This window comes from Flavobacterium sp. JLP (assembly GCF_015350755.1).
GTDB lineage: Bacteria > Bacteroidota > Bacteroidia > Flavobacteriales > Flavobacteriaceae > Flavobacterium.
The window spans coordinates 26,695-40,813 of record NZ_JADKPS010000010.1 but is presented as its reverse complement, the minus strand read 5'-3'; the positions used below and the strand labels follow the sequence as shown (position 1 = coordinate 40,813).

General features: G+C 32.9%; 8 protein-coding genes. 5 read left to right on the top strand and 3 right to left on the bottom strand.

Annotation, left to right across the window (positions count from 1 at the left end; genetic code table 11):
- The first annotated feature begins 13 nt into the window (after positions 1-13).
- Complete coding sequence (locus tag IRZ83_RS18800; RefSeq protein WP_194570696.1) at positions 14-772, top strand: hypothetical protein; 759 nt, start codon at positions 14-16, stop codon at positions 770-772.
- A 47-nt stretch (positions 773-819) separates the two neighbouring features.
- Here IRZ83_RS18800 and IRZ83_RS18795 read toward each other — a convergent pair whose 3' ends face one another.
- Positions 820-1,968, bottom strand: coding sequence for a matrixin family metalloprotease (locus tag IRZ83_RS18795; RefSeq protein ID WP_194570695.1), 1,149 nt, complete (start codon positions 1,966-1,968; stop codon positions 820-822).
- A 194-nt stretch (positions 1,969-2,162) separates the two neighbouring features.
- Here IRZ83_RS18795 and IRZ83_RS18790 point away from each other — a divergent pair, with 194 nt between their 5' ends.
- The 4 genes from IRZ83_RS18790 to IRZ83_RS18775 all read left to right on the top strand — a co-directional run bounded on the left by IRZ83_RS18790 (position 2,163) and on the right by IRZ83_RS18775 (position 11,525).
- The gene (locus IRZ83_RS18790; RefSeq protein ID WP_194570694.1) at positions 2,163-3,122 is read left to right on the top strand and encodes a GSCFA domain-containing protein; all 960 of its coding nucleotides are present in this window, start codon (positions 2,163-2,165) and stop codon (positions 3,120-3,122) included.
- A gap of 265 nt (positions 3,123-3,387) precedes the next feature.
- Positions 3,388-8,490 (top strand): translocation/assembly module TamB, encoded by a 5,103-nt coding sequence (locus IRZ83_RS18785; protein WP_194570693.1) that lies wholly within the window; start codon positions 3,388-3,390, stop codon positions 8,488-8,490.
- Positions 8,474-10,792, top strand: a complete 2,319-nt coding sequence (locus IRZ83_RS18780) for a BamA/TamA family outer membrane protein (RefSeq protein WP_194570692.1) — start codon at positions 8,474-8,476, stop codon at positions 10,790-10,792. The genes IRZ83_RS18785 and IRZ83_RS18780 overlap by 17 nt, the downstream gene beginning before the upstream one ends.
- A 103-nt stretch (positions 10,793-10,895) precedes the next feature.
- On the top strand, positions 10,896-11,525 hold the full coding sequence (locus IRZ83_RS18775; protein ID WP_194570691.1) for a DUF4230 domain-containing protein: 630 nt from the start codon (positions 10,896-10,898) through the stop codon (positions 11,523-11,525).
- A gap of 189 nt (positions 11,526-11,714) precedes the next feature.
- On the opposite strand, the gene IRZ83_RS18770 is transcribed toward IRZ83_RS18775, so the two are convergent.
- Positions 11,715-13,490 (bottom strand): aromatic amino acid hydroxylase, encoded by a 1,776-nt coding sequence (locus IRZ83_RS18770; protein WP_194570690.1) that lies wholly within the window; start codon positions 13,488-13,490, stop codon positions 11,715-11,717.
- A 150-nt stretch (positions 13,491-13,640) separates the two neighbouring features.
- Positions 13,641-14,051 carry a group III truncated hemoglobin gene (locus IRZ83_RS18765; protein WP_194570689.1) on the bottom strand — a complete coding sequence of 137 codons (411 nt, stop codon included), beginning with the start codon at positions 14,049-14,051 and terminating at the stop codon, positions 13,641-13,643.
- Between the last annotated feature and the right edge of the window lie 68 nt (positions 14,052-14,119).

Here is a 14,119-nt window from a genome sequence, read left to right as displayed (position 1 = left end):
TTAACCTTCAAAAATGAAAAAAATCCTTTACCTGTTTTGTGCTTTGACTTTAGCTCTTAGCTCTTGTTCAAGTGATGATGCTTCTTCTTCAGTATTAATTAAAAAAATTATAGAAAAAGATATTGATGGAGATGATTATACTGTAAATTATACTTACGATCAAGGAAATAAAATTTCAGAAGAAACAGTGCAAGATGGCGCAAGTACATATAAGATAATGTATTCGTATGATGGAAATTTAATTAATTCAATAACTCAGGTAAGCGGTGGACATGTAGATATTTTAACTACTTTGACTTATAATGCAACCAATTTACTCGCCGTTCTTGTGGACGAAATGGATGGTAAAAATCATTATTTGACAAAAACATACTATAAAGATAATTTTGATGGCAGTATTTCTTTTAGAAAAGTACACATAGATGAAGTAACAAGAGCTGAAACCGCTTTAAGTACAGGAAAGTTAAGCTATACAGACGGGAATCTTGTAAAAGAGGAAACCACTAATACTTCAGAAACTTCAACAATTGTTTATGAGTATGACACAAAAAATAATCCATTTAAAAATGTATTGGGAGTAGAATTTTTGCTTGATAATGCAGAATTAGGGTACTCTAAACATAATAAAACAAAAGAAACTACTACATCTTCTCCTGGATCTAATCTAATTTATAGTTCTGCTTTTACTTATGATGGAAATGATTTTCCAACGGAAGCAAAACATTTTGATAAAGATGGAAAAACAGAAGGAACAACTCAGTATTTTTACTAAAATAAAATTGCAAAACCCTAACAGTTCCTATTGTTTGGGTTTTCTTTTTAAATTTTTCCCATTTTTGATGACCATTTAACAACCCCCTTATAAATTAATTCAAGATTGCCGTCATCTTGCAATTGTAAAATTGCTCCAGAGAATTCAGCTGTATTACTGCTCCAAGTTATCCGTTCTGGCGAGCCTCCAACACCTCCAGTCGTTCCTTTAATTACCAAATTTCCGTTAGGTTCTAAATAACAAGAAGTGCTGTAATTATATCTTCTATCTCCAGCTTCCCAAATTATTGTATTGTTTGCAAGATCAAAAATGTGGAGTAGGCCAGATTCAAATTTTAGCATATATTTTCCATTCGCAGATCTTATAGCATTTGTCCAGGGTATAAAATCAATTCGTTCTCCTGATTCAATACTTGATCGTATCGGAAAAGGATACCAGTGGTTTATAAATGTCATATCTGTAATAGATAAATCATCATTTATAGGATTTCTTACCCCGTCAGTTCTTAGTGACGGATCGATATAATAATTCATAATCGATAAGCTGTCATACTCAGTATAATTGGTTTGTTCACTGCTGTAAAGAACATTCTCATCGACTTCTTCTTTCGACCAGCCCATTAAATCGCTATAATATTTGTATACTTTTGGCAAATTCCAAGGAATGTTTGCTGCCGGACTTTGATGCTCGTGAATTAATCCTAATGCATGCCCAAATTCATGTAATACTTCTCTTTTTGTTGCTGTGTCGTTTCCGAGAGTTGTCCATCCAAAATTCATTGATGGCTCGTTTTGATAATTAGTGGTTGCATTAGTAGAGTTCATTCCTAATACAGACCAGCTGCTGCCGTCATTTTTCCATCTAAAACTGATTCGAATGTCAGCATATTCATTGACAGGAACATACTCAAATTTGATATTTGCATAGATAGTCCATTCTGAAGCAAATTCTTTAACTTTATCTTCAAGCGCAGCATTTCCATTCAAAAATTTAATTTTAACAATTTGTCCAGGATTCCATCGTGGCCAAGTTATAATCGCCGCATCTGGCTTTTCTGTCGCATTGTTTTGCTGGTGAAATTCGTAAGTACAAACGGTTATCTTATTTTCATCAGAATAAGGAAAATCTTTATTGTTTTGGTCACAAGAAGATATAACGAAGATAAAACTGACTATTGCAAGTTTTAATTTTTTCATGATTAGTGCTGCTAAAGTAAGCTTGCAATTTAAATACAAAAAGAATTCCATTTTTTAAACAGCATTCGAATGTGGCTTATATTGATACAAATATGCCTTATGAAATTATAAATGAAATACGAAGAATAGACTTATTAAGAAGAATGCTTTTTTCTTAGTAAAAAATGGATGAAATTTGTGTAAAATGACAAGCCATGCAATTCAGAACCCAAATCCCAATTTCAAAAAGCAGTGCAACTATCGATTATAATTCGGAATTACTGTCTTTTGGATCCTGTTTTGCAGAAAATATGGCAGAGAAATTCGATTATTTTAAGTTTCAAAATCAAACAAATCCGTTTGGTATTATCTTTAATCCGGTTTCGATCGAAAAGATAATTGCGAGAACGGTTCGAAAAGAATTGTTTACAGAGAAAGATGTTTTCTTTTATAACGAACGCTGGCACAGTTTTGAAGTGCATTCTGATTTAAGTAATTCAGATCGAGAAGAATTACTGGAAACTTTAAACAAGGCTATTGAAGAAACCAATAAGCAGTTACAAGAAGTCACACATATCATTATTACCTACGGAACATCTTGGATTTATAGAAATATAGAAAGCGATGAAATTGTGGCCAATTGCCATAAAGTGCCTCAAAAGCAATTTTCAAAAGAATTATTATCGGTTGATGTTATCCAAAAAAGTATTCAAAATACAATTGATGTGATTCAAAGCATAAACCCAAAGGTAAATTTCATTTTTACAGTTTCGCCAGTACGCCACATAAAAGATGGTTTTGCTGAAAATCAATTGAGTAAATCACATTTATTTTCGGCGTTGCATCAAGTTTTAAAAACTCACAATTCAAAACTAATCCCTCATAATTATTTCCCTTCTTACGAAATCATGATGGATGAACTTCGTGATTATCGTTTTTACGCCGAAGATATGCTTCATCCAAACCAAGTTGCGATAGATTATATTTGGAATCGTTTCAGTGAAAATTACATATCAGAGAACAGTATTTCGATTATGCAAGAAGTAGATGAGATTCAAAAAAGTCTTCGCCACAGAAGTTTCAATCCCGATTCTGAGCAGCATCAAAAATTCTTAGAAAAACTGCAGCAGAAAATAAATCTTCTATCAGCTAAACAGCCTCACATTAAATTTTAAGATTTAAAGTTTTTTTGCGCTTTTGCGAGACTAAAATTGAGATTTAATACCTTGAAAACTTCTTGGTAGAAAACTCGCAAAATGGCAAAAATCGAAAGTCTTTTCTTGTCTTTTTTAAGGCAACAATTTAACTATTGGGAGTAAAATTTTAGAATAATTGCTTGTAATTATGTAAATTGTTAAAGTTTAAATTTTCCAATTTTGTAAACTGTATAAATACAGCCTTGCCATAACGCAGCTTTAATCTAATCGTGTTTATTTACGTATGAATAAGAAACAAGTTCATTTTCTTAAAAAAACACTACGTGTACTTCTTTGGTGCGTGGGTTCAATTGTTGCGCTCTTATTGCTTCTAATTATTTTAATTCAGGTTCCGTCTATCCAAAATTTTGCCAAAGACAAGGCAATTACGTATCTGCATGATAAAATCAAAACCAAAGTTTCCTTAAATCATATTTCGATCAAATTTCCTAAAGATGTAGTTCTTGAAGGTTTTTACTTTGAAGACCAAAACAAAGATACTTTGTTGGCTGGTAAGCGATTAGTAGTGGATGTCGATTTGTTTAAGTTGGTCAGCAGCGAATTGGAGATCAACTCTGTTTCGCTTGAAAATGTAAAAGCAAACATCTCAAGAAATAAAGACGGCGTTTTCAATTTCGATTATATCATAAAAGCGTTTGAATCTAAAGAGCCAAAAGTCGAAGATCCGGACAGCAAACCTTTTAAAATTTCGGTTGTAAAAGTAAATCTGGATAATGTCAAGTTTAATTTTAAAGACGATTTCGCGAAAAATGATATCAAGGTAAATGTAACGCATTTTGATACCAGATTTAAGGAATTTGATTTGGATAAAATGAATTTCGATATTCCTAATATTAATTTAAACGGATTAAAATTGGTTCTGGATCAGGATGTTGTAGAGAAAATTGCTGAGGTTTCAGTAAAAACAGTTGATACAATTTCAAAACGAAAGGATTTTAGTTTAAAATTAGGAAAAATTAGTCTGTCGAAAATTGATATTGCATACGATAACAAAGATTCGAAATTAGATTCTGGCATAAAACTGGGCAATCTTGATTTGTCTGTGAATAAGATCGACTTGAACAATCAGCTGTTAGATTTTGATTCTTTTGAGTTGAAAAATCTTAGCGGTAATTTAAGATTAGGCGCAAAAGACAAGCAAATTCACACGCCAAGTTTAGATTCAACTGCAATCAAACAAACGGGCTGGAAAGTAAAACTGAATGATGTTAATTTAGAAAATATCGCTTTCAAATTTGACGATATGCAATCAAAACAAGTTCAGAAAGGAATTGATTACAGCCATTTAGATTTAAATAAGTTCAATTTTAAAGCCGAGAAATTGTATTACGGAAACGATACGATTTCAGGAAATATAAAATCGCTTGCTGTAAACGAAAAAAGCGGTTTAAACATTCAATCCTTAAAAACAGATTTCTTTTACGGGCCTAAAAATGCATCTTTAAATAATTTGTATTTAAGAACGCCGCAAACGCTTGTTCAAGATAAAATTAAAGTTACATATGCGTCGCTTGATGCATTAAAAAAAGATATTGCAAATATTGCTTTAGATGCTAATTTAAAACAATCGAAAATTGGCTTTAAAGACATTTTATTGTTCGCGCCAGATTTACAAAAAACAAATCCGTTTAAAAGCAACCCAAATGCTATTTTATATTTGAATACTCGCTTAAGCGGAAAAATAAAAGATTTAACTATTCCGCAGTTCGAAATGAGCGGTATAGGAACTACAAAGGTTTCCCTTTCGGGGAAAATAACAGGCTTGCCCGATGCTCAAAAAGCGTATTACGATTTAGACATCAAAAAACTATCAAGCACTTCAAAAGACGTATATTCTTTTGTGCCGGCGGGAACGATTCCGAAAAACATTCAATTGCCTTCTCAATTTAATTTACAAGGAAAATTTAAAGGTTCTGTTCAAAATTTCAGAACTAATTTAGCTTTAAACAGCAGTTTCGGAAATGCTAAAATTGATGCGTTATTTGATCAGCGCGTTAAAAAAAGAGAGAAATATGATGCAACCGTTTATTTATTAGATTTTGATTTAGGAAGATTAATCAAAAAAAACGATTCAATTGGAAAAATTACGCTTAAAGCGAAAGTAAAAGGAAAAGGTTTAGATCCAAAAACAGCTCAAGCACAATTTGACGGTTTGGTTCAAAAAGCCGTTTTTAATAAATATACTTACAGAGATTTAGCTTTAAAAGGAAATATCGAAAACGGATCTTTTGCCGTAAAATCTGGAATGAAAGATCCTAATTTGAATTTCAATTTAACGGCAAGCGGTAATACAAAAGACAAATATCCATCTGTTCAATTAAAATTAAACTTGGATATTGCTGATTTAGAAAAATTACATCTTCATGCCGGGCCAATGAAATTACGCGGGAATGTTGATGCCGATATTGCCAACAGTAATCCTGATTTTTTAAACGGAAAAGTATTTCTTTCGAACATTCAGATTTTGCAAGATGCAGAACCAATTGTTTTAGATTCGGTTCGTGTAATTGCTTTTTCAGATAATACACGTAACAATATTAAAATCTCATCTCAGTTTTTAAAAGCTGAAGTTGACGGAAAATATAGATTGACCACATTAGCATCGGCAATAAAAAAATCATTGTCAAAATACATCGACTTAAAAAATCCGAAAGGAAACGGAGAATCAGATGAACAAAGATTAGCGTTTACATTAACGGTTGATAACGATCCGATTCTGTTTAAATTGATTCCAAAATTGACAGGTTTAGAGCCAATTAAAATCACCGGAAAATACAACAACGTAACCGATTCATTAGAAATAAAAGGAACGATTCCGAGAATTGTTTACGCAGATAATACGATTGCCGACGGAAAAATAAACATCGAAGCCAAAGAAAGCGCTTTAGAATATCAAATTTCTGTAGCGACGATTGAAAGCGGTTCTTTAAAAATTCCGTTTACAAGTTTATCAGGAAAAGTCGAAAACAACATCTTGGATTATGCACTCGAAGTAAAAGATACAAAAGACAAACAACAATACTTTATTGCAGGAGAATTTAAAACAGAAGATTCTAAAAACATTTTTAAAATCGATGCTGAAAACTTTATTCTGAATTATGATAAATGGAGTATTGATCCAGAAAATGCAGTTGAATTTGGCGGAAAAAGACTTTATATCAACAAGTTTAATTTAGCAAATTCAGGAAATGAACTTAAAATTCAATCGCAAGGAAATCAAAATAATGCGCCATTGCAGGTCGATTTTGTAAACTTTAAAATTGAGACCATTATGAACATGGTCAAAAAAGACAAATTACTAATGCAAGGTTTGATCAACGGAAACGCTTTGGTAGAAAATGTCATGACGAACCCAATTTTTACCTCTGATCTAAAAATTGATGATTTTGCTTTTAGAGGCGAACCAGTTGGTGACATTGCTATAAAAGTAGATAACAAAACCAATAATTTATTGGTGGCAAATGTTACATTGACCGGAGAAGGAAATGACTTGAATCTGACCGGAAATTATGGTATGAAGGATGGAAATCTTGATTTTAATTTAGATTTGAAAAAGCTGAATATCAAAAGTATTCAAGGTTTTACGATGGGCAATGTTACAGAAGGAACAGGTTATTTATCTGGAAATTTCAAAATTATTGGGCAAGCATCAAGCCCAAAAGTTTCTGGCGAATTAAACTTTAATGATACAGGTTTTAGAATCACGCAGTTGAACTCATTTTTCAAAACAGATCAGGAAAAAATCACTTTTAATAATGATATTATCACGTTTGATAAATTTACACTTAACGACGAAAATGACAATGAATTATCGATAGACGGAACAATACAATCGCCAGATTTTAAAAATTATAATTTTGGCTTGACAATAACAGCAGATGATTTTAGAGCAATGCATTCTAAAGCGGCTGACAATGATTTGTTTTATGGAGATTTATTTATTGATACAAAATTAAATATAAAAGGAACGCTGGAAAATCCTGTGGTTGGAGGAAATCTTAAAATAAATAAAGACACTAAGTTTACACTTGTTTTACCGCAGTCAGATCCGTCAATTGCTGACAGAGAAGGAATTGTAGAGTTTGTTGATGAAGATAATCAATATCTGAAACAAACGGCAGAAATGGAGAAAAAACTGAATCAGTCGCCATTGATTGGAATGGATGTCAGTGTTGAAATTTCGATCGATAAAGAAGCAAAAATGACACTTATAATCGATAAAGGAAATGGAGATTATTTGGATCTAAAAGGAGAAGCGCAATTGACAGGGGGAATTGATCCTTCTGGAAAAACAACTTTAACTGGTAAATATGAATTTTCAGAAGGTGCATATGAAATGAATTTCAATATGATCCGAAGAAAATTCGACATTCAAAAAGGAAGTTATATTATTTGGAATGGCGAACCTACAATGGCAAATTTAAATATCACAGCTATTTACAAGGTAGAAACTGCTCCAATAGATTTGTTAGGAAATCAGTTGGGTACTGTGAGTCCAACAATAAAAAATACTTATAAACAGAAGATTCCGTTTGAAACGCATTTAAAAATGAGTGGCGAATTATTAAAGCCAGAAATTACATTTGATATTGTATTGCCAGACGGGAATTATAATGTTTCATCAGATATCGTAACAGCTTCACAACAAAAATTAGAACAATTAAGACAAGAGCCGGCTGAATTAAACAAACAAGTTTTTGCTTTGTTATTATTAAACAGGTTTGTTGGCGAGAATCCGTTTGCAAGTGAAAGTGGCGGTACAAGTGCCGAATCATTGGCAAGACAAAGTGTGAGCAAGATTCTTTCGCAGCAATTAAATGATTTTGCAAGTGAATTAATTACCGGAGTTCAATTAGAATTTGATTTGGAATCTACAGATGATTATACATCTGGAACTATGGAAAACAGAACCGATTTGAATGTTGGTGTTTCGAAAAAACTTTTAGACGATAGATTAAAAGTAACTGTTGGAAGCAGTTTTGCAGTCGAAGGACAAGAACGTGCCAATGAAGAAAGCACCAATATTGCCGGCGACGTAGCATTAGATTATCAGCTTACAAAAGACGGCCGTTATATGGTTCGTGCTTATAGAAAAAACGAATATCAGGTTGCAGTAGAAGGTCAGGTTGTAGAAACTGGCGTTGCTTTTATTATAACGATGAGTTACAATAAATTCCGCGAACTTTTTCATCGCAGTGCTGAAGAAAAAGAAATGATAAAAGAAGAAAAACTGCGTAAAGAAAAAAGAAAACAAAAAGAAAAGGCAGAGAAAGAAAAAAAGGAGAATGAGGAAAATCAAATTGAAGGTAATGAGCAAAAAACATAATAATATGGAAAACAGATATATAAAATATTTTATTACGCTGTCCTTATTTTTTGTTTTTGGATGCAGTAATACAAAATATTTACCCGAAGGCGATTTATTATATACAGGCGGTTCTGTAGAAGTTAAAGATTCAATCATTAAAAAGAAGGATCGAAAAGCGTTAGAAAAAGAACTGGAAGATTTATTGCGGCCAAAACCAAATAAACAAATTTTTGGACTGCGCCCAAAGTTGTGGATTTACAATATCGCCGGACAGCCTAAAAAAGAAAAAGGAATAAGAAATTGGCTTCGAACAAAAGTGGGTGAGGAACCAGTACTTTTTAGCAAAGTCGATTTAGATTATAACGCATCAGTCTTACGAAATTTTACAGAAAATAGAGGTTATTTTAAAACGCGAGTAAGTGCCGATTCAACCGTAAGAAATAAAAGAGTGACAGCAGAATATATCGTTGTTCCTAAAAAGCAATACATCATCAAAAGTGTCACTTTTCCTGATGACTCTTTGGCAATGTCAAGAATAATTGGGCGATCAAGCCGAAGAAGTTTATTGAAGGTTGGAAAACCGTATGACTTAGATATTATAAAAGCAGAACGAGAAAGAATTGATGCCAGACTTAAGGAAAAAGGGTATTTCTACTTCAATCCCGATTATATTTTGGCTCAGGTAGACAGCAGTAAAGGCGATCACGAAGTAAAAGTAAGACTGGTAATAAAACCAGATACACCGCCAAAAGCGCTTACAGCATATAAAATCAATAAAATAGTAGTTTATCCTAATTTTACGGTTTCAAAAGACACTGTAAAATATAAAAAGGAAGACATTGTTCAGTACAAAGACTTTACGATTATAGATACTGCAAATACCTTTAAGCCAAGAGTTTTTGACCGAGCAATTTATTTTAAAAAGGGAGATTTGTACAATCGAAAGGATCATAATCTTACTTTAAATCGATTTGTAAATTTGGGAACTTTCGGTTTCGTAAAAAATGAATTTAAACTTTCTGACAGCATACCAAATGCGTTAGATTCTTACTATTATCTTACTTTACTGCCTAAAAAATTTATTAGAGTTGAGGTTTTAGGAAAAACCAATTCAGCGAGTTATACAGGTACCGAAGTTAACGTCAACTGGAATAATAGAAACTTATTTCGCGGCGCAGAATTGCTGACTGTATCTGTTTTTGGTGGTGCCGATTTCCAGCTTTCAGGAACGAATAATGGAAAAAATATTTACAAATTAGGAACAGAAACAAGTTTGACATGGCCAAGATTTATTGTTCCATTTTTTCATGTGGAAGGTGCAAGTGAATATGTGCCGAGAACCAAAGCTTCATTACGATATGAATATCAAAACAGAACACAATTGTATGCTTTGAATTCTTTTAAAACCTCTTTTGGTTATTTATGGAAAGAAAATATTCGCAAGGAACATCAATTGAATATCCTAGATGTTACTTATGTTAGTCCGAATAATGTTACTGATGAATATCTGGCAGATATTAAAGATGATCCTGCACTTGGAAAAGTGATTGAAAAGCAGTTAATTTTTGGACCAACCTATTCGTATACTTATACGAACACTATGCAAAAGCGTAAAAAAAATACGTTTTATTTTAATGGCGAATTAGATTTGGCGGGAAATATTACAGGCTTGGTTACCGGAGCAAACGTAAAGAAAAACGATACGATCAAAATTTTTGATGTCCCGTTTAGTCAATTTGTAAAAATTAAAGCAGATTTTAGACATTATTTAAAACTTGGAAAAGAAAGCGAATTGGCCAGCAGAGTTATTGTTGGAGCTGGAATTCCGTACGGAAATTCAGGTGCGCTTCCAACTGCTAAGCAATTTGTAGTTGGCGGTACAAATAGTATTCGAGCTTTTAGAGCACGTTCTATTGGTCCCGGAAGTTATCTAAATACAGAAACGGCAAACAATTATCTGCCGGATCAATCGGGTGATTTAAAATTAGAATTTAATACAGAATACAGGGCTAAGCTTTTTAGCATTGTGCGTGGAGCTCTTTTTGTAGATGCAGGAAATGTTTGGCTGATGAACGCTGATCCTAATAAACTTGGTGGAGAAATCACCAAAGATTTTATGAAAGATATTGCCGTTGGAGCTGGAGCAGGATTGCGTTTTGATTTATCTTTCCTGATTTTAAGAACGGATTTGGCTTTTCCACTTCGTAAACCTTATTTGCCACAAGGCGAACGATGGGTAATTGATGATATTAATTTTGGAAGCGGACCTTGGAGAAAAGACAATCTGATTTTGAATATTGCAATTGGATATCCATTTTAAAAAAGTTTTTTGTGGCAATACGAATTCATAATGAAAAAACTTCATTGCGAAAAACTTTTAAGCTCTTGAAAAAAGAAGTAAATTGGTCTACTAAATTAATGGAATGCAAAACTTAATAAAAAGAATACTAGTTTTAACTGCAGTCGTACTTGTAATTGTTTTGGCTTTTAAATATTGCCAATTCAAAAAAGAAGATGATTCAGATATTCAGTATAATACCAATTTAATTCAGCAGCAGATCTTAAATGTTGGCAAACTGGTTGTAACCGAAGGGCATTTTTCAGAAGTTATCACCTATAAAAATCAGCAGAAGTATTTGATGGATATGATTTCTTTTGAGAAGAAAGCACTTATTGTGGTCAATGCGAATGTAACTGTAGCATATGATTTGCATAAAATGAAATATGACATCGATGAGAAAAACAAGACAATTACGATTTTAAATATTCCAAAAGAAGAAATTACCATCAATCCAGATATTCAGTTTTATGATGTAGAACAAAGTAAACTAAACCCTTTTACGGGAGATGATTACAATAAAATAAATAAATCTGTAAAAGCGAATTTGGCTAAAAAAATCGAAAAATCTTCTCTTAAAACAAATGCTCAAAACAGGTTAATCAGCGAATTATCTAAGATTTTAATCATGACAAATTCAATGGGCTGGAAGTTACAATACAACGGAAAAGTTATTGAATCTGAGACTGAGTTAAATCAAGATTTGAAGTTATAGAGGAAGGGTACAAAGGTTCAGAGTAGCAAAGGTTCAAAGGTTTTTTCTCAATCTTGTCATTTCGAGGAACGAGAAATCACACTAGAAACTCCGCATAGTGTATCTTCAATCTTTGTCGAATCCCGAGTGTAATTTCTCCTCCGTTGAAATGATAAATTAAAAAACTCAAATAATAAAAACTTTCGCGCCTTAGTGTCTTTGTGGCAAATTAGGCAAAGAGCTATCAAAAATCAAATCCAAACCACCAGAGATCAAATGCGCGACTTCAGGACGTTTTACTTTCAATTGATCCAAATAAACCAAAACTTCTTGTAAAAGTTGTTTTTCATCAGAATCTTTTAAAAGTTCAGCAATTTCAACAGATAACAGCCAATCATTAGAATGGTTTTGTTTGAGTTTTTCAAAAACAGTTTTTAGTTCAGTTTTAGCATCTTTGTTTTCTCGAATCATTCGCACAGTTTGATATAAAACTTCTAAGTCATCACGTTCGTCTGTATGTTTTGCTTTTATAGTAGTTGTTTTTGGAACAGAATTAATTAGATCGAAGCTATTTACATCGGCTGGACCGGAAAAAGCTGAAACTACTTTTTTACCTATTGCCATATCATAATTTCCCCAATCAGGCTGAAACAAAATTGTTTCGCCGTGCGTAACAGTACAATTTCTAAAACTGATTAAAATAATCTCTCCGTGTAAGTTTCTTGAGCCAGTAATAATTTCTCCTTCAACAATAATATTGCCTTCAAATTCTAATTTTACGGTTTCGTTTTCAACAATACTATAGGCTTGTAAATCTTTCGGACTCATATCTTCAATTGCAAGATTAAAGCCTTTCAGTTTCCCAATCGGACTTCCAAATCCCTGCGGATGCGTTAAAGTTCCGTGACCTACTAATTCTTTTTCACGATATGATAAAGCCGTTTTTCCAGTTGTCTGAATGTAAACTGGTTTTCCTTCTTCTTCCAAAACATTAGTAAAAACACCAGAGATTTGTAAACCAGTACTTAATTCAATTGTTCCTAAAGCGTTCGAATGAATTAACTTCTTAATTCCTGAAATTCCTCCAGTGCGCAAAGCCATTTTATTGGCAAATTCTTCTAAAATCAAACTCAAATAAGAGAATGTTGGCGTTACATAAAGTTGCGGCTGTAACTGCGTAATGTCAAAATTTTGATTTGCGGCAGAAATGTCGTAAGGAATTTTTTTAACGTTATCTGTCATACACCAAGCACTTTCTCCGATAGATGAAAGTAATCCTGCGCCATATATTTTAGGGTCTTCAACTGTGCCAATTAAGCCATATTCAACTGTCCACCAATGTAAGTTTCTAATTTGAGCCATTTCAGAAAGTTCACCCATATTGTTTTGCAAATCGGCAACCGCTTTTTCGGCTTCGTCAATTTTTTCCTGAGGCGTATCTTCGGCTTCTTTCAAGATAGAAAGCAACCGAATCGCTTCATACATCTGATAATCTTTGTGAGATGAAATAGCTTTGCATCCAATTTCTCCAAAGCGTCTCAAATATTCGGCATATTCAGGATTGGCAATAATAGGAGCGTGGCCGGCACCTTCGTGAATAATATCTGGTGCAGGTGTATATTCAATATGTTCTAATTGTCTGATATCTGATGCTATAACTAAAACATTATACGCTTGAAACTCCATAAAAGCATTAGGCGGAATAAATCCGTCTACGGCAACTGCAGCCCAGCCAATTTCAGTCAGAATTCGGTTCATTCCGTACATACTTGGAATAGAGTCAACCTCAATTCCGGTTTTTTTCAAACCATCCAAATACGAATGATGTGCTACTTTTGCTAAATAATCTACATTTTTACGCATCACATAACGCCAAACCGCCTGATTGATTGGTGTGTAATCATTATAATCTTGAGGTTTAATAAATTGCTTTAAATGTTTAGGCAATCGCTCTAATAACGGATTTGTTTCAATAGTTGGATTCATTTCAAAAACATTGTAGATTAGAATGTAAAATTACGAATTTAAGGCGCTATTTTTTGTTATTCATGACAATATTTTTATTCGAAATAGTTTTTTATTGCGTTTTTCGTGAGATTCTTATAAGTATATCCAGCTGTATCGAATGTTCGATTTTTATAACTGTTCGCCTCTGTTCTTTAATTCATTTTCAGCATTCCTAAAATATTCAATTTTATGACTGAACATGAAGGCCATATTTGCCGCTCTCATTTTGGCTTCTTCAGTAATTACTCCAGCGAATTGTAAATCGATAGTAGAATTGAAAATTTCAATCCAGCGATTAAAATGCGTTTTATCAACAGGCAATTGTTTGTGTGGCGGAAAAGGAGTTCCAGAATACGCTCGAACATCAAATAAAATAGTCTGCCAAAAATTATACATTTTTTGCAAATGCGGTTCCCATCGATCTTGGAGTTTCTCATTAAAAATAGGCCCTATAAGATCGTCTTTTCTAACATTGCCATAAAAGCTGTTAACCATTTGTTTTATGTCTTCTATGTTTGAAATGTCTTTAAGATTTTCCATGTTTCCTACTATAAATATAAACACAAAAATACAATATAACTGCTTTTTGTTTCCATGATATTTGTCAT